Below are 17287 nucleotides of genomic sequence, written 5' to 3' on the forward strand. Positions count from 1 at the left end.
CAGCGATACCGAGCCCCGATTGTGTCAGTTGTCGCTGAGCGTCACGTCACCGCCCTCGGTCTCAGTCTCGACTTCTGTTGCCGCCTCCGCGTCCGCCTTTTCAGTCCCGTCCTCGGTGGACGGAGCGGGCGGAACATCAAAACCCAAATGCTCGGCAGTGTCGCGATCTACGAACCCGGTTTGATCCATCTGGTTGTCATACTGAAGCCACAGAATGGCAGTTTCCGTCGCAGTACCAAACACTCCGTCTACCGTGCCCACATCATAGCCCAGCGCAACCAACCGGTTTTGCAAATCACGTACAATCTGGCCCTGCGTCATTGGAGTTGTCAGAGCCAGGCCGATAACACTTTGTGGCTCCGCGCTATCCTCCTCTACCGGATCAGATACAATTTCATAGACCTGTTCATCATCTTGATATGTCGCACGATAAAGAACGCCATCGCACAGATACAGAGTCTCGCCGTCATCCTCGACTTTCTCGCAATCTTTATCATCCGGGAGCGATGTCACAAATACCAACGTCGAACCAACGATGGCGGCGGTAAAAAACCACCCCCAACTAGGGGACCAATAGTACGACCCCCAGTGATAATGAGGCGGTCTAGGATAGGGAGGAGGATAGTACGGCGGCCTCCACGCCGGAGGTCGGTACCCAGGCGGCCGATATCCAGGCGGACGTGCGACTGGAGGTCTTGCGCCTGGTGGCCGTGTGCCTGGCGGGCGTGTGCCCGGAGGCCGTGCCCCAGGCGGACGGCTTCCAGGTGGCCTTGCGCTTGGTGGGCGTGTCCCGGGTGGGCGCGTCGTGGGGCGAGTCGAAGGTCCTGTCCCCGCACCTGGCAATTGAGCAGAAGGAGGGCGCGCCGGTCGTGTTGAGGGACGATTGGCTGGCACACTCGGGCGTGTCACTGGTTGACTTGGCCGTGCGACCGGTTGGCTTGGCCGGGCCACCGGCGCGCTAGGTCGTGCCGTCGGCGGGCGGGTCGCTGGCCGAGTTTTGGCACCGCCGGGTCTGGCTGACGGTCTGTGTGTAAACCCGCCTCGAGCACCTGGTCCACTCAACTGACGCGCAAAGGCCTGATCAGCCCCCCCAAACCCGCCAATGAAGGCCACCGGCCCTTGAGTGAACGCTATCGCAAACGAGACAATCCAAACAATCATGCGTCTCATCTTACTCACCTCCCGCATCGAAACGCACTGTCCGGTCCGCCTTTGGCCAAGCTAGGCGCGTAGCCTTGGCGTCAGGCTCGTATGAAAATAGCTCCTCATTTAGCACCGGTTCGAAATTCCAGTTCTGAAAGTACACGCGAAACTGAGGCCAGCCCTGTTTATAGGGTTCTGTGCCCACCATCATTACCGGCACCGGCGTATCGGCCTCATCCGAGAGCCAAATCTGCAAATCATATTCATATGTCGACATGGCAATATGATGTGTGTCTCTCCCTGCAATTCGTTTTGTACCCAGATAAGCTGCCGACGTGACCTCTCCTAACAACTGATCGGCGCTGTCACGCACAAGCACCTGCCAAATCGGTAGCGCGGTATCGAATTCTTGTGCGATCCGCGCCGCCAGCGCATCAAATGAACCCCAGTAAGGCAACTGCACATAAGCATTACGTTCAAGCAAGTGTACGGACAGAACAGTACCATCAAAAAAGTACTCACGCACGTCGGTGCCCTGCTCAGCGTATGAATAGTATCCAACATCACGCGCCAGAATCGTGTCGCCGCTTCGGATGTGAGTAACAACTTCGCGACCGTCTATTACTTCATCGAAGGACACAAACCAGCTGACCGAAATACTTCCTTGCTCCGCAACATACTCTGTAGCCTTCTCGACCAACCCCAACGCCTTCGGGTCGATCAGCTGGTCACCAGTGTCTTGCGCGCCAGCGCCTTGTGAAAAAGCGATCACTCCAAAAATGACAAACGCTCTGCGGCAATTCATGATTCACTCCCCGACTCGGTTCTCAGAGCACCACCATAGCCGTCTATTAGGGAATGGCTAAACCTTTGGTCGGGCGGCTAGGCCAATCAAACTGGATTCTAAAACAATCCCTGCTCTCGTGCGATCAGTGCGGCCTGAGTTCGGTTCGCCGCGCCAACCTTCCTATAAAGCGTTTTCACATGCAGCTTGATCGTCGGCTCGGACAAGTTGAGATCGCGCGCTATTTCCTTGTTCGACTTGCCTTCAGTCAATCCTTCTAGAACTTGCATCTCGCGCATCGTCAATGTTCTCGCCAAAGGATGGCTATCTTTCCTTTCGGTCCCGCTCGCCAGGAAATCAACTGGTACATACTGTTCGCCGCTCACCATGAAACGGATGGCATTGACGAGCGATTTCGCCGAAAGAGTCTTTGGAACAAAACCTGCAGCCCCAGCTTCAAGAGCGGCCTCTGCCACACTCCGGCTGGCCTCGCCGGACAACAAAGCAACGTGGTGCGCTCCCTCCAGCGCCTGCATTTTTTCTAATCCGTCCAAGCCGTTCATGCCCGGCATATTATAATCAAGCAAAACCAAATCAAACGGCCCGTGGTCGACGACCACATCCAATGCGCCATTTAAATCTGGGGCGGTGTGTGTCTCCGCATCACCGGCGCTGGCTACAAAAGCCACCAAGGTATCACGCAACAACCCGTGATCATCTGCAACAAGGATCTTCAAAATATCTTCCTCTAATTGCCTTTAATATAGCGCATCGCGCCCTACTACGCGCAAGACCTGATAACGGAGTTTTCCCCACGAATACCCACGTATTCGGTCGCCACAACTACGTAACCCTAATTCTCGTACATTTACCTTCCGTGGCAGCGCTCCTATCCTTCTGGATAGGTCATTATCCATTTGCCCAATTCTGCAAATATCAAGACTATGGCATAAAAATCAGACAAAGAATGAGGACCCCGAGCAGATGCGCATTTTGAGATGGGCGATAATCGCCTTGATCGTCGGCCTCATGCAACCACTCACGACTGCCCTCTGGGCAGAGGACGCCATGGTTGAGCCAACCGGACGCGTCATACTGACCGTGTCGGGCAAAATTGGCGCGACGAACTCGGGAGACACGGCTCAGTTCGACCTTGAGATGTTGAGGGCATTACCGTCTGAAAGCTTCTCTACTACCACCTTGTGGACCGAAGGGGTTCGCGAGTTTACGGGTGTACCGCTGGCAGTACTGCTTGATAATCTGGGGATTTCAGGCAGTACTGTCGACGCTTGGGCGATCAATGATTACCTGGCCGAATTCAGCGTGTCGGAGCTAGACGAAAAGGCTCCAATTATAGCGTACGAGATGGACGGGGAGCCTATGACCCGCCGGAACAGAGGACCGCTTTGGATCGTTTACCCCTACGATTCATCTGCAAAGTACCAAAACGAATTGACATACACACGAAGCGTCTGGCAACTCGACAGAATTGAGATACTCGAATAACCTCAGCTTGGTTGGCCGGGGGGTAATTCAATTCCAAAATACAGTCAAATGCGTCGCGTTAATGCCTTGCTGGCAGAACGTTTTCTGTCGGATGTCGGCCAGAGACTGCGCCTTGGCAGCTTCCTCGCAGCAATTGCAATTGCTTTGATGGTCATAGGCGTTTTTTTGACCGCAGACGTTCTCAACAACCTTAAACGACTGAAAGACACAAGTTCCGACAACATCCAGTGGACCGTAACTCAGGTCGAAGTTGAAATGCTCGACTTGATAAACGCGATCACGCTAAGCATCTATGAACCCAATGCCGACATCGAAAACGTCCGTATCGAGTTCGATATTTTATATACACGCGTGCAAACCCTCTATGGTTCACCAATGCTGGACCAGATCACCAGCTTCGGCCCCTTTGCGACATCTTTAGTTGAGCTCCAGTCGTATCTAGATGAGGTCATTCCAATCATTGATGGCGACGACACGAGTTTGCGCGCCAACCTCCCTCAACTTCTGGAGTTGTCCGATACTATGCGACTTGATGTTCGCAAATTGGCTGTGGTCGGACTGGCAGGTTTCGCACAGCGTTCGGACGAGCGACGTCAAGAAATTGCATTCGCGCTTATTCGACTTGGTGGTTTGGCCGTTATGCTGGTCGCCGCGCTGGTTGGTTTAGTACTCTACATGCTCACGATTTATCGTCAGACGAGAGATACCGGCGTTGCTCTTGCCGAAGCCAATCAACGCATGAATACAATTCTGACAACGTCTTTGGACGGCGTAATCGTAACTGATTTTTCCGGAAAAATCGTCGAGTTCAACGAAGCAGCGCAAGCCATTTTTGATATATCCGAAACGGCTGCCAGAACCATTCAAATCCGTGACTTATTCGCTTCCGATGATTTAAACTGGTTTCGTGGCCCTCAACTCTTTGGAAACACTTATCCTAAAAACCAAATTGTCGGCCAAGGGCGAATGCAACTTGACGCATTTCGAAACGACGGCACTTCCTTTCCAGCAGAAATCGCGCTTCAAAACGCGTCAGATGGTGGCCAAACACTTTATGTTGCTTTCGTGCGCGATATCTCAAAACGCGTTGCCGATGAGCAGGAGTTGGTTGAAGCCCGCGACAGGGCGCTCGCCGGCGAAAAGGCAAAGGCAGGGTTTCTGACAGTGATGAGCCACGAAATCCGAACGCCCTTAAATGGCCTTCTGGGCAATTTAAGTTTGCTGAATGAGACACCACTGACGCAGTCACAATCTCAATACATTCGCAATATGACCGTTTCTGGAAACGTATTGATGCGGCATGTCGACAGCGTTCTAGACCTCGCCCGTTTTGAGGCCGGAAAGACAGCGTTTTCATTAGAAACAACAGACCTGTCAGCGCTCATCCAAAATGTGATCGACGGTCAACGCGGTCTCGCCGCAAGCTCGGGCACCGACATCTCATGGCGGTGGGTTGGACTGCCGACGCGGTGGATAATAACCGACGCTTCCGCACTTGAGCAAGTTCTTCTAAATCTTTTGGGGAATGCCATAAAATTCACGGACGGAGGACAGGTAATAATTGAACTCGAAGCAACGCCAATCCCGAACATGTTGAATAAGATCACGTTGGAAACCCGCGTCGTGGATACCGGGATTGGCATACCCGAAGAAGACTTAGAAAAAGTCTTTGCGGATTTCGTCACTCAGGACGCCTCCTTCGGGCGGACGGCTGGAGGTTCAGGTCTCGGTTTGGGCATTTCAAGGCGCATTGTTGAAGCATTGGGTGGCGAAATCGGAGTTGAAAGCACTCTAGGCACTGGGAGTGTGTTCTGGTTCAGATTGCCTTTGGATATTAGTTCAAGGCGATCAACACACAAAACAAACCTGCAGCCTGCAGACCACATCAAACCACTCAACATACTTGTGATAGAAGACAATGAAATAAACCGCGCCGTAACTTGTGAAATGCTCAAAAACGACGGGCATAGCGTCTTGTGTGTGGCTGATGGAGCCTCTGGAGTTCGCGCTGCGCGCGACGATCTATTCGACGCTATCCTCATGGATATATCGATGCCGGTGATGGATGGGCTTCAGGCGACACAAAGCATCCGTGCGGATAACGCGGCTTCGCGATACACGCCCATTATTGCATTTTCAGCCAACGTCATGGCTAGCGCTCAGGACGATTTTGCCAAGGCCGGTATGAATGGCTTTTTGTCTAAGCCCCTAAACCGCGAACAACTGCGTACGACGCTTTCTCGAATCCGCACCGATTCTGCAGGCGCGCAAATGTGGGCTTTCCAGCGACCTCAAATTCTCGATTCTGATCAATTGGATTCAACCCGAACCAGTTTGGGAGATGAAGTCCTCCTCCCGTTGGTCCGACGTTTTCAAGCCGAAGTCTCAGAAGTTGTTGAGCAACTTTGTGGTGCCAATTCGGCTCACTTAGACGCAGACACTATTCGCAATTTGGCGCACAAACACGCGTCGAGCGCCGCTATATTTGGAACAACCGCACTTCGAAACACTCTTCTCGATCTAGAAAACGCGGCCCAATCGCAAAACCAAGAAAAAACGGCCAAATATCTTACCGAGTTACCGGACGTATGGCAAAAAACGTACACAGCATTAAGAAAGTTAACGCTTGTCTCATGAGCAACCATTCGTAGCTTATGCACTCAGTGCAGTACGATTTGATAATTTGTGTCATTCCGGTAATATTTTCGTACCGGTTCGGATTGCCAAAACACAAAGGAAGCCACAATGACCAAACACGCCATTGTTGCTGGTGTCGGCATGATCAAGTTCACCAAACCCGGCGCATCCGACACTTACGACAAAATGGGCGCTGCCGCGATCCGCAACGCGCTTACTGACGCTGGCATCACGTACTCCGACGTACAACAGGCTTATGCCGGTTACGTCTACGGCGACAGCACATCCGGTCAAAAGGCGCTGTATAATGTGGGCATGACTGGCATTCCCATCGTAAATGTAAACAACAACTGTTCCACTGGCTCGACCGCTCTATACCTAGCGCGGCAAGCTATTGAGCACGGCGTGGCCGAATGTGTTCTGGCCGTTGGATTTGAACAGATGCGGGCTGGTGCATTAGGCTCGCACTGGCTCGACCGCCCCACGCCATTTGATGATTTTGACACTGAAACCGATGCGCTGGTTGGCAACGCTCAGATCCCTGTGGCCTTACGCTACTTTGGCGGGGCCGGCAAATCTCATATGGAAAAATTCGGCACCACTTTGTCTGATTTCGCCCGCATCCGAGCAAAGGCCAGCCGTCATGCCGTGCGTAACCCATTGGCACTTTTCAACAAAGAGATCTCCGAAGAAGAAGTCCTCGCAGCGCCGATGCTGTGGGACGGTGTCATGACTCGCCTCATGGCCTGCCCTCCTACTTGCGGCGGCGCGGCTGCGATACTCTGCTCTGAAAAATTTGCCCTCAAACACGGGCTCTCGGCCAAAGTGAAGATTACCGCGCAGTCCATGACGACCGACACGCCCTCGACCTTCGAGGCGCACGACATGATGCAGCTTGTCGGATACGACATGGCCAAGTCCGCTCGCGACGCGGTCAGTGAGACTTCAGGAATTGGCCCTGACGATATCGACGTCATTGAATTACACGACTGTTTCACCCACAACGAACTGATAACTTATGAGGCTCTCGGCCTCTGCCCAGAAGGAAATGCTCAGCAATTTATTGCAGATGGCAATAATACTTATGGCGGTAACATTGTGACCAACCCCTCCGGCGGTCTCCTTTCCAAGGGCCATCCGCTTGGTGCCACCGGTCTGGCCCAATGCTACGAGTTGACCCATCAGCTGCGCGGCACAGCTGAAGCACGGCAAGTCGACGACGCGCGTATCGCCCTTCAACATAATCTTGGAATTGGTGGTGCCTGCGTTGTCACCCTCTATCAAGCTACCTGATGGCCCTCTTTGACCGCTCGCTCATGGGCCAAACCATCGGACCTGTCTCTGTAATACTGGAACGTGGTCCAATGCTGTTCTTTGCTGAAACAATTGGCGAGACAAACCCAGTTCATCTCGATCCGGCTGCCGCCCATGCTGCCGGGCACCCCGACATTTTGGCTCTTCCCACCTACGCCGTTGTCATAGCATCCCTGGCCGACAAATCCCTAGCTCGCCAAGGTAGATGCGACAGCCTCAAACGCCTTGGCGCTGACATGCGCTATCTTCTGCATGGCGGTGAAAGCTACACGTACCACGCGCCTATTTTTGCGGGCGAAACCGTTGAGGTCACTACTGAGTTTGCCGGTGTATCTAACGCTGGCGGTGGCACCCTCGAAATCGCACGCATCTATCAGCACATCGTTCACACTGACCGCGGCCCCCTAGTCACCACAAAACGTGACCTCATTCACAAATTGCCAAAATGACACACCCAACCCCGCAACTTGCTAACATTGGGGACACCCTCCCACCGCTCACTTTCGGACCAATTTCGCGCCAAACCCTCGCGCTCTATGCCGGCGCTTCAGGAGACCACAACCCGATCCATATAGACACGGATTTCGCCACTGCCGCAGGCCTGGATGATGTCATCACGCACGGAATGCTAGCAATGTCCCAACTCGGTCGACTTGTCTCCGACTGGGTTGGCTCAGAAAACATCGCCACTCTTTCTACTCGTTTCACCGCGATCATCCCCGTTGGCGCCAGCCTCACTTGCACCGCCTGCGTCATAGAATGCTTTGAGCAGGACGCCACGTCTTACTTGCGCCTGCGCCTTGCTGCTCACATCAATGATGGCACGCAAGCGTTGAAAGGAGACGCCACAGTCCGCGTCCCATAAAGGAAGGTTCCGATGCCCAACCACCTCTGGATGCAAGAGGAGCACCACGCTTTCGCCGAAACCGTCCGTCGGTTTTTCGCGGAGGATCTGGTGCCCAATTTCGCCGAATGGACCAAAGCCGGCACCATCCCCAGACCCGTCTGGGCCAAAGCAGGCAAGCTTGGCATCCTTGGAGCCACTTTCCCCGAAGATTACGGCGGGCTCGGCCTCTCACGCCACTTTGACGCCGTTACTCTGCTTGAACAGGCCAAGGCAGGCGACATTGGCTGGGGATTTGGCGTACACAACATAGCTGCCCACTATATCTCCGCTTTTGGCACCGACGATCAAAAAGCCCGCTGGCTCCCCGGCCTCGCAACAGGAGATAAAATTGCTGCCATTGCCATGACTGAACCCGGTACCGGTTCCGATCTTCAGGCGGTTAAGACATCCGCGATCCGCGACGGCAATGAATACCTTATCAACGGCTCAAAAACCTTCATCACCAACGGTGGTAGCGCCGATCTCCTTTTGCTCGTTGCCAAAACCGACCCAACGGCCAAGGGACGCGGCGTCTCGCTCATAATCGTCGAAACTGAACAGCTGGATGGCTACTCCGTTGGCCGCCGCCTTAAGAAAATGGGCATGAAACGCAACGACACAGCCGAACTCAACTTTGCCGACGTGCGTATACCGTTAACCAACCTGCTCGGCGCCGAAGAGGGGCAAGGCTTCTACCAGCTCATGAAACAACTCCCTTGGGAACGCCTCATAATAGGCTTTTCTGCTCTCGGTTCCGCACAATGTGCACTCGAAATGACATTGGAATACGTCAAGGAACGCCGCGCCTTTGGCAAACGCATTATGGATTTCCAAAACACCAGGTTCAAACTCGCAGAAGTGGCCACAAAGGTAGACATACTCGCTGCTTTCATGGACCAATGCCTCGTCGAACTCGACCTAGGGCAACTCACCGCCGAAAAGGCAGCCATGGCAAAATGGTGGAGCACTCAAACCCAATGCGAGGTCATCGACGAATGCCTGCAGCTTTTTGGGGGCTACGGCTACATGTCCGAATATCCGATCTCCGAACTCTACACTGACGCCCGCGTACAAAAGATCTACGGCGGTACCAACGAGATAATGAAAGAACTGATCGCACGCGGACTGGACAGAGACTAAAACGACCGGCCAGGGGAGGCAGAGTATGCTCAAAGGCATCCGCATCATCGAAATAGAAGGTCTCGGCCCGGCCCCCTTTGCTGCGATGACACTCGCCGATCTTGGCGCCGATGTGATCACTATCCATCGCAAAGCCACCTCGGGCCAAGTCACCACCGACGCCTCAATCCTTGACCGTGGCAAACGTTCCATCGAATTAGACCTCAAGGACACGTCCGACCTCGCTACCGCCAAACAAATCATTAAAACGGCCGACGCCCTGATCGAAGGCTTCCGCCCTGGCGTGATGGAACGTCTCGGCCTAGGCCCAGAAACCTGCCACACGGACAATCCCGCCCTCGTCTATGGCCGAATGACAGGATGGGGCCAAACCGGTGAACGCGCCAAAACTGCTGGGCATGATCTCAATTACATCGCTCAGTCCGGCGCTCTACACTACGCCTCAGAACCGGGTAGTACGCCTATCGCCCCCGCCACTCTCGTCGGCGACATCGGCGGTGGTGCGCTCTACCTAGTGATCGGAATACTCTCAGGAATACTCAACGCCCGTGCCACAGGGCAAGGCACTGTCGTCGATGCCGCCATTGTCGACGGCTCTGCTCATATGATGAACCTGCTCATGGCTATCCGGCAATCCGGCGGTCTCTCTCCTATCCGAGGAAACAGCCTGCTCGATGGCCCTCACTGGAGCCGTACTTACGCGTGCGCTGACGACGGCTTTGTCTCTGTGCAATGTCTCGAACCGAAATTCTACGCCGAATTTCTGCGCATCATGGAACTCGATGCCGATCCAGACTTCCGCGACCAGATGAACAAGTCCTGTTGGCCGACGCTTACGACAAACCTGTCTAAAATCTTTCTCCGTCAACCTCGCATCCACTGGGAAATGCTGTTCGCAGGCACCGACGCCTGTGTGGCAGCGGTGCTTTCACCTGACGAATCTGCCCGTTCACCACACATGATCGAGCGGGGTACTTGGCAAACTCCAAACGGAGATCTGCAAGCAGCACCGGCCCCGCGTTTTGATAACCATATCCAAAGACCACGCCCCGCCCCTCAACGAGGCCAGCACACGGCAAACATTCTCAAAAAACTTGAAAGCGAATTGAACAACAAAACCTGAGGTGTCTTGTCTGCTACGAAAAATACGTAGGCGTAGCTTCTGCGCCCCATAAACAATCTGGAGCTGTACTGGACGTGTGACGTGTTCGCGCTGCCCCAAGTGCTCGTTTAAGCCACTTTCCTTTCGAAAGCGACGGGACTTTTCTAGCCTTAGGCTGACTGTCTTCGGCGCGGATCGTAGGCGTGCTCGTCAACGCAAGTTGATCCGACAGTCTAGATACCTACTATCAACATGAAGATTTTGGGCAGGTAGTCGGAAAAGGTGCGAGAAATACCATTTTTACTCATTACATCAGCCGATGCATCTCCTGCTTCACCACCCTCTTATCGTCTCAAAAGCTTGCAACGGGTTCGTGCCAAAAGCAGCCGGGGGCGCTGGAACTGAGTTAGCTTATCCGAAACAAAAGAAACTGAACGAGGCGTTCAGCTCGCCTATCAAATGACCTCTCTGAACTTTTAGGTGCGTTGCTGATTGCAACGAGGGCGAGGGCACACCGGCGGACTATACCACCCTGCCCAAGCTTATGCGTTTCGATCCTCGAACTCTGCGCGCAGTTTTTTTACCTCGGCGTCAAACACCTCTCGTTTTAACGGCTCTGACCCACCGCGCCTCGTAGGTTGTGCTGAAGTCTCATCGACATCGGGAAGGCGCTCGCCCAGAAGCTGACCGTCGCTAGACAACAGGACAGCGATCCATCGGGCCGCAGGAATCTCTGCGAATATGACCATCACCACTACGGTCAACGGAATAGCCAGAAAAGCCCCTATTCCCCCCCAGATCGACGACCAGAATGTAAGGGCCACCATGACCATGAAGGTGCTAAGGTTCAGTGACCGACCTTGCATTGCAGGTTGTATCACATTGGCGATGAATTGGTCGGCTCCGCCATATCCAATCAAAACGATCAAAAAGGGGGTGAAGTCGTCAAATTGGATCAACGCGACTAAAGAAGGTAAAGCAATTCCGATAAAGGCACCGATATTGGGAATGAACCCGGCGAAGAAAACAGTAAGTGCCAGAAGTGGAGCAAAATCCAGCCCTACCCATGTGAAGATCCCGAACGCGACGACACCGCTCATCGCGCTGGTTACGGCATTGACCCACATGTACTGCTTCACGCCGTCCGAAATCCGCGCCAAAATCCTCTGAGCCTTGCGTGATTCTTCCTCAGTTGTGGCCATTCGTGGCAGTTTTTCGATCCACGCCATCCGTTCGGACGCCAGAAAAGCCAGATACAGCGCCACAAGCCCCAATAGAGACAGGGCACCGCCAAGCTGACCTAAGACGGCCGCGGCCCAAGACCCAAGGTCAATAGTCTCGGCGGCCTTTAGGCCTGCCACTACCATTTTTGGTCCCAGCAGGCTTTCGATCCTTTCCATTATGATGAGGGATCTCTCGTGATAACGCGGGAGGGCGTCCTGGATTTCTTCGACGGACGAAGACACGATCAGTCCCAGAAATAGGATTACCGCAATGATCACCAAAACACTAAAAACCTGTGCCAGCCACATTGGCGGTGTCCGCCCCATAAGAGTCACACACTGAATCTTGTCAACAAGCGCCGAAGAGAGAATGAACAGCAGGCCGGTGATGGACAGGGGTATCAAGAGATCGCGACCATACCATAAAAAGCAAACTGAAATCGCCATAGTCGCCAAAGCGAAAAACCACGTCGATAGCGTTGCTCTGTTTGGATCACTGGATGTCATATGCTACCCTTGTCAAAGCCATTCTTTCCCAGAATAGAAACGTTTGATTGCCACCTTTGGCGTTGTTTTGCAAATTGCCAAAGGCAAAACAATTGGTGGCGCTTTCATGATTTCGTTCAAAACCAATCAGTTTTCAATTGACACTCCAGTCAATCCGAAAGCACCCTGACCGCTTTCCAACTCAAGAAATACACAGGCAACCGATGAGCCAGAAAACCCTGCTTCTACTAAACAGAAAATCCGCCGCCCGCCCGGAGGTGCGCGAAGTCCTGAAGCTCGTTCAAAAAGATCTGGATATCGAAATTTGGGTGCCATGGTCGCGCAAGCAACTCCGCAAGATATTGCGCCGCTCGATTGAGAGAGGAACAAAACGCGTGATCGCAGCCGGTGGTGATGGCACGCTAAACAAGGTCACAAATGCATTGCTTTCTTGTTCGTCTGACGTCGAAGTCTCGCTGGGATTGGTGCCGCTTGGAACAGCCAATGATTTTGCGCGAGCTTATGGCGATTTTGGGCGAGAATTGGACCATTCAATCCGGGTAGCCGCCACAGGAGAAGCCAGTCCCATTGATGTGGGTAGGATCAACGGCACGTATTTTTTGAATGTCGCCAGCGGCGGTTTCGGTGCCATGATAACGGCAACAACGCCGCAAGAAATAAAACGCAGGTTGGGAGGCTTGGCCTATTCGATTTCGGGTCTGGCGCGGATCTCCGAATTGCAACCCGCACAAGCGTCGATCAGTATTGATGGAAAGCCAGCTGTTCCAACGGCCGTTACCGCCTTGGTCATTGCGAACAATCGCTATGCCGGGGGTGGATTTGATGTAGCTCCTGATGCGTCTGTTTCAGACGGTTTGTTGGACCTTGGCGTATTTTCGACAAATAGCTTGCAGTCCGTTTCAACAGGGCTTGCGGGATTGATAGACAGTAAGGACCCCGCATCGGGAATTGTGAACAGGACAAAAGTCAAATCTGTTGTTTTGGAGACAGTGGAGCCTTTCCATTTGAACCTCGACGGGGAACCGATGATTGCGACAAAATTCGAAATAGATGTTTTGCCAAGGCGCCTGTTGTTTGTTGCGCCTGCTCCAAACTAACGCAAATGAATTTTAGGCCCATTTTACAAGCCCTCTGGGCGGCCCTGGTAAGGTTTGACGGGAACCATGGCTGGAGCAAAAGCAGCCATATTGCCATGTCTATGATGCTGGCCTTGTTTCCCTTTACGGTATTTGCATTGTCCTTGACCCAAGCCGTGTCGTCCGAATTCTCAAGCTTGGATGTCGTCGAATTCATCTATGGAACTTGGCCGGATAGTATCGCGGAGCCCATCGTCATAGAAGTAAAGGCTGTCTTGCGAGACAGCGGCGTTAAGGCAATGACCGTTGGGGGCCTTTTAGCCGTATTTTTTGCCTCAAATGGCGTGGACGCAATCCGGCAAGCGTTGACCGATGCCTATCGCGAAGATGATCCCCGCCCACTTTGGAAATCGCGCGCCTTATGTGTTGTTTTTGTTCTTTGTGGTTCTGCAATTCTGACGGTTGCCGCCCTTTTGACTTTCGCTGTCCCGCTGTTTTTTGACTTGCTGGAAACGAGTTATGAATCGCATACCGCGACATGGTTCGGCCACGAAGCCCTGCGGCTAGGGGTTTCATTTGTGCTGCTAATTTTTTCGGTGTTTGCGTGTCACCTTTGGTTGCCCGGCACCCATCACACCTTAAAACAGGTCGCGCCTGGTGTAGTTCTAACAGTGGTTCTTTGGATTACCTCAGGACGAATTTTCGCTCTCTACGTCACCAGCTTTTCTTCTTATAGCGTGACCTATGCTGGTTTGGCCGGCGTCATGGCGGCCTTGGTGTTTCTATACTTGATGGCCACAATATTTGTTATCGGAGCTGAGGTTAATGGACGCCTCATTGCAATCGGTGGTGATGAGATCTGCGACGCGTAGAATCTTTCAGAGATATCCTATCGCCTAGAACCCTTGCAAAGAGATCGAAGGCTGACAAAATACGAAGCCTTCTTACCCACTTGCCAAATTGGCGCTTTTCGGTTCCTGCGCTTTTAAGAATTTGGAGGGAGACGTGCCTTCCCAACTAGAGAAAGCCTCGGAAAAACTTTGTCGGTGATCAAAGCCAAGTGCCTCTGCAATTTCTTCGATACTTTTCCCGACCATCAAAAGACGTTTGGACATGTCGTGACGTTGGGTTTGCATGATTTCACGAAAGGATGTCCCTTCAGCCTTTAACCGAAGTTGAATCGTTCTTTCATGTGTTTGTAACGCCTGAGAGGTATTGGCCAGCGACCACGGCGCGACACCGAACGACGCGCGAACAAGTCCCGCGACGACGTCTTTGGTCAACGGCTTCAGGTCGGCCAAATTCTGATCCCTGCGAATGAACTTGGCATCCAAATAGCGGGATAACACCTCGGCACGGAGGACATCCGTCCCGGCCATGCCTGATTTTAGCAACTTGTCGTCAAAAGAAATGTAGCCTTGTTTCGAATTTCGCACCTCTGCGATTGGAGAACCCGCCGGAAAATGCGTCAGGGATCCGTTGGGGTAAGCGATCTTGATGTCAGGATCCCACTCGCTGTTTGCAAGGCACACGATATTGGCCAACAGGCCGATAGTGTATTGCACATCATGCGCCCCTTCATCGGCATTGAACGGTTCGAAATACCAGATGTGGCAACGCCCGTTATAGATCCTGATCACCAGCTCTGACTCGCTTTGGATGTAATCGAGCGCTGATTTCGTGATCTGGAAAGCGTCCCATAGTGTATCTGCGGAAACAGCCGCCCGACCAAAAAATCCAAGATCTTCAAGGTTTTGGTTAAACCCCGCCCATATGAAAAAATCGTCATCGCCCGCCAGCCGCGATATTTTCCTCAAGCCTTTCAGATAGCTCGAAACGTTAATAATTTCTTCCGCGTCAGCAGAGAGGTCGAGTGCTTGAAGGGTTTTGTGAAACCCCTGTATACTGTCGGATAGCAGCAACGTTGGCCCATGGAATGCGCCCGCTCGGATCATGAACTTCTCCGCGGAAGCGCTCATTCCCCGAGACTACAATATGGCTTTCGATCGGTATCAACGCCTTCGGCTTGTCGTGTCATAGCTCTTCTCGATGTGGAAATGGCCGTGTTGGATATAGTGCTACCACATACCCTTTTTGAAAAGATACACCTCAAATCGGACTTAGATTCGTGTTTGCCGACATGAACGGGGCGAACGATCCCTAACATCTCAATTCTTCGCGGCGACTAAGGTTTTTGCGCGATGCCGTCAGTCGAAAGACTGATGTGGTGATTTTGATAAATTTGGGAGCGCGCATGAAACAGAGGTTTAGCTTAACAAAGACAGCGATGTTGGGTGCTTTATCCGCCGCAGTTTTTCTGGGAGGAGCGCCCGTTTCGGCGCAAGAGAAACCAAACATTCTGGTGATTTGGGGCGACGATATCGGGCAATCCAATATCTCGGCCTATACGCGAGGTCTCATGGGCTATGAAACGCCCAACATTGACCGGGTCGCTGACGAAGGCATGATGTTCACCGACTACTATGGCGAGCAATCCTGTACGGCGGGGCGCTCTTCCTACATCATGGGTCAATCCGTTTATCGCACGGGTCTGTCCAAGGTCGGCCTACCCGGGGCGGATCTGGGCATGCAAGAAGAAGATCCGACGATTGCCGGCCTTCTGAAACCTCTAGGGTATATGACCGGTCAATTCGGCAAGAACCACTTGGGCGATCAGGACCGGATGCTGCCGACGAACCATGGATTTGATGAGTTCTTTGGCAACCTTTATCACCTAAACGCAGAAGAAGAGCCGGAAAACCGTGACTATCCGGGTGATGCCGTTCTGGCGGACGGGCAAACATTCCGCGAGGCCTTTGGCCCGCGTGGTGTGATCAAGTCGTCAGCTGATGGCGCTATTGAAGACACGGGCCCACTCACGAAAAAACGTATGGAAACCGTCGACGATGAAACCGTTGCCGCCGCCATCGATTTCATCAAGCGCGCTAATGAGCAAGGCAAGCCGTTTTATGTCTGGTGGAATGGCACACGGATGCACTTTCGCACACACGTAAAGGACGAGCATTTCGGAATCTCAGGGCAAGACGAGTATGGCGACGGCATGATCGAACACGATATGCATGTCGGTCAACTCCTGGACGTGCTGGATGATCTGGGCATCGCGGACAACACCATCGTGCACTACTCAACTGACAACGGACCTCACAAGAACACATGGCCTGATGCCGGCTCCAACCCGTTCTACAGCGAAAAGAATACCAACTGGGAAGGTGGATGGCGCGTACCGTCGCTCGTGCGTTGGCCTGGCAAAATCGAGCCTGACTCGGTGTCTAACGAAATCATGCACCACATGGATTGGCTGCCGACATTCCTTGCGGCAGCAGGAAACCCGGACATCAAGGAACAGCTGAAGGCTGGTGGCGTTCAGGCGATTGGCCGCGCGTACAAAGTTCATCTGGACGGCTACAATTTCTTGCCCATTCTGATTGGTGAGACAAAGGACGGACCGCGCCACGAGATTTTCTATTTCGCGGATACCGGCGAACTGACGGCGCTGCGCTATGACGATTGGAAACTGATCTTCCTAGAGCAAAAAGCGGTTTCGACCTTGCGGGCATGGATCGAGCCATGGACTCCACTACGGGTTCCTTTGATCACCAACTTGCGGCGTGACCCGTATGAGCAAGCCCACCTGACGTCCAACACATACTACGACTGGATGATTGACCGGATCTATTTCTTGGTGCCCGCGCAGAAGTATGTGGGACATTTTCTGGCGACATTCCAAGAATTTCCGCCTCGTCAAAAACCTGCCAGCTTCTCTATCGATCAGGTGATGGAGCTGATGGAGGCAAACAACGGAAGCAAGTAATTCCGCATTTGCAAAACTGACGTCATGTGCGGAGTTGAAAGATGCCGCGCATGATTACCAAGCCACAGCAACAACCGAGAGCGGCATAACGTTTTTTTATGTGTCGCTGCAAGGCAATCAAACAAATTTCAAACAGG

15 protein-coding genes are annotated in these 17287 nt (G+C 53.0%); 10 read left to right on the top strand and 5 right to left on the bottom strand.

From position 1 onward, the window contains the following. Positions 1-24: 24 nt before the first annotated feature. From CLV88_RS23185 to CLV88_RS18095, 3 genes are all read right to left on the bottom strand, one after another. Positions 25-513, bottom strand: coding sequence for a peptidoglycan-binding domain-containing protein (locus CLV88_RS23185; RefSeq protein WP_133169992.1), 489 nt, complete (start codon positions 511-513; stop codon positions 25-27). Between the two features lie 658 nt (positions 514-1171). Beyond that, on the bottom strand, positions 1172-1948 hold the full coding sequence (locus CLV88_RS18090; RefSeq protein WP_106609818.1) for a DUF2092 domain-containing protein: 777 nt from the start codon (positions 1946-1948) through the stop codon (positions 1172-1174). Between the two features lie 98 nt (positions 1949-2046). After that, a complete protein-coding gene (locus CLV88_RS18095) occupies positions 2047-2664 on the bottom strand; it encodes a response regulator transcription factor (protein WP_106609819.1) in 618 nt (205 codons plus the stop codon). A 247-nt stretch (positions 2665-2911) separates the two neighbouring features. On the opposite strand from CLV88_RS18095, the gene CLV88_RS18100 reads away from it, so the two are divergent. From CLV88_RS18100 to CLV88_RS18130, 7 genes are all read left to right on the top strand, one after another. Then, positions 2912-3433: a putative pterin-binding protein gene (locus CLV88_RS18100; protein ID WP_243403717.1), complete on the top strand. Its 522-nt coding sequence runs from the start codon at positions 2912-2914 to the stop codon at positions 3431-3433. Positions 3434-3481: 48 nt separating this feature from the next. Further along, positions 3482-6070 (top strand): hybrid sensor histidine kinase/response regulator, encoded by a 2589-nt coding sequence (locus CLV88_RS18105; protein WP_106609820.1) that lies wholly within the window; start codon positions 3482-3484, stop codon positions 6068-6070. A gap of 108 nt (positions 6071-6178) precedes the next feature. Further along, positions 6179-7363 carry a lipid-transfer protein gene (locus CLV88_RS18110; RefSeq protein WP_106609821.1) on the top strand — a complete coding sequence of 395 codons (1185 nt, stop codon included), beginning with the start codon at positions 6179-6181 and terminating at the stop codon, positions 7361-7363. After that, positions 7363-7833 (top strand): FAS1-like dehydratase domain-containing protein, encoded by a 471-nt coding sequence (locus CLV88_RS18115; protein ID WP_106609822.1) that lies wholly within the window; start codon positions 7363-7365, stop codon positions 7831-7833. Before CLV88_RS18110 ends, CLV88_RS18115 begins: the two co-directional genes overlap by 1 nt. After that, positions 7830-8249, top strand: a complete 420-nt coding sequence (locus tag CLV88_RS18120) for a MaoC/PaaZ C-terminal domain-containing protein (RefSeq protein ID WP_106609823.1) — start codon at positions 7830-7832, stop codon at positions 8247-8249. The genes CLV88_RS18115 and CLV88_RS18120 overlap by 4 nt, the downstream gene beginning before the upstream one ends. Positions 8250-8261: 12 nt before the next feature. After that, positions 8262-9410, top strand: a complete 1149-nt coding sequence (locus tag CLV88_RS18125; protein ID WP_106609824.1) for an acyl-CoA dehydrogenase family protein — start codon at positions 8262-8264, stop codon at positions 9408-9410. A gap of 25 nt (positions 9411-9435) precedes the next feature. Beyond that, positions 9436-10533 (top strand): CaiB/BaiF CoA transferase family protein, encoded by a 1098-nt coding sequence (locus CLV88_RS18130; protein ID WP_106609825.1) that lies wholly within the window; start codon positions 9436-9438, stop codon positions 10531-10533. A 521-nt stretch (positions 10534-11054) separates the two neighbouring features. Here the strand turns inward: CLV88_RS18130 and CLV88_RS18135 are convergent. Further along, entirely contained in the window at positions 11055-12242 is a 1188-nt protein-coding gene (locus CLV88_RS18135; RefSeq protein WP_106609826.1) for an AI-2E family transporter, read from the bottom strand. 203 nt (positions 12243-12445) lie between these two features. On the opposite strand from CLV88_RS18135, the gene CLV88_RS18140 reads away from it, so the two are divergent. Beyond that, positions 12446-13339 (top strand): YegS/Rv2252/BmrU family lipid kinase, encoded by an 894-nt coding sequence (locus CLV88_RS18140; RefSeq protein WP_106609827.1) that lies wholly within the window; start codon positions 12446-12448, stop codon positions 13337-13339. A 5-nt stretch (positions 13340-13344) separates the two neighbouring features. Then, positions 13345-14190: a YihY/virulence factor BrkB family protein gene (locus tag CLV88_RS18145; protein ID WP_106609828.1), complete on the top strand. Its 846-nt coding sequence runs from the start codon at positions 13345-13347 to the stop codon at positions 14188-14190. A 72-nt stretch (positions 14191-14262) separates the two neighbouring features. Here CLV88_RS18145 and CLV88_RS18150 read toward each other — a convergent pair whose 3' ends face one another. Continuing rightward, entirely contained in the window at positions 14263-15273 is a 1011-nt protein-coding gene (locus CLV88_RS18150) for a helix-turn-helix transcriptional regulator (protein ID WP_165798926.1), read from the bottom strand. Between the two features lie 332 nt (positions 15274-15605). On the opposite strand from CLV88_RS18150, the gene CLV88_RS18155 reads away from it, so the two are divergent. Then, a complete protein-coding gene (locus CLV88_RS18155) occupies positions 15606-17150 on the top strand; it encodes an arylsulfatase (protein ID WP_207797103.1) in 1545 nt (514 codons plus the stop codon). Positions 17151-17287: the final 137 nt, after the last annotated feature.

It is taken from the genome of Shimia abyssi, from assembly GCF_003014475.1.
GTDB classification, from domain to species: Bacteria; Pseudomonadota; Alphaproteobacteria; order Rhodobacterales; family Rhodobacteraceae; genus Shimia; species Shimia abyssi.

Coding starts and splice junctions, on each gene's coding strand:
- CLV88_RS18090 (WP_106609818.1), bottom strand. CDS start 1,948: ATGAATTGCCGCAGAGCGTTTGTCATTTTTGGAGTGATCGCTTTTTCA.
- CLV88_RS18100 (WP_243403717.1), top strand. CDS start 2,912: ATGCGCATTTTGAGATGGGCGATAATCGCCTTGATCGTCGGCCTCATG.
- CLV88_RS18105 (WP_106609820.1), top strand. CDS start 3,482: ATGCGTCGCGTTAATGCCTTGCTGGCAGAACGTTTTCTGTCGGATGTC.
- CLV88_RS18110 (WP_106609821.1), top strand. CDS start 6,179: ATGACCAAACACGCCATTGTTGCTGGTGTCGGCATGATCAAGTTCACC.
- CLV88_RS18115 (WP_106609822.1), top strand. CDS start 7,363: ATGGCCCTCTTTGACCGCTCGCTCATGGGCCAAACCATCGGACCTGTC.
- CLV88_RS18120 (WP_106609823.1), top strand. CDS start 7,830: ATGACACACCCAACCCCGCAACTTGCTAACATTGGGGACACCCTCCCA.
- CLV88_RS18125 (WP_106609824.1), top strand. CDS start 8,262: ATGCCCAACCACCTCTGGATGCAAGAGGAGCACCACGCTTTCGCCGAA.
- CLV88_RS18130 (WP_106609825.1), top strand. CDS start 9,436: ATGCTCAAAGGCATCCGCATCATCGAAATAGAAGGTCTCGGCCCGGCC.
- CLV88_RS18135 (WP_106609826.1), bottom strand. CDS start 12,242: ATGACATCCAGTGATCCAAACAGAGCAACGCTATCGACGTGGTTTTTC.
- CLV88_RS18140 (WP_106609827.1), top strand. CDS start 12,446: ATGAGCCAGAAAACCCTGCTTCTACTAAACAGAAAATCCGCCGCCCGC.
- CLV88_RS18145 (WP_106609828.1), top strand. CDS start 13,345: ATGAATTTTAGGCCCATTTTACAAGCCCTCTGGGCGGCCCTGGTAAGG.
- CLV88_RS18150 (WP_165798926.1), bottom strand. CDS start 15,273: ATGATCCGAGCGGGCGCATTCCATGGGCCAACGTTGCTGCTATCCGAC.
- CLV88_RS18155 (WP_207797103.1), top strand. CDS start 15,606: ATGTTGGGTGCTTTATCCGCCGCAGTTTTTCTGGGAGGAGCGCCCGTT.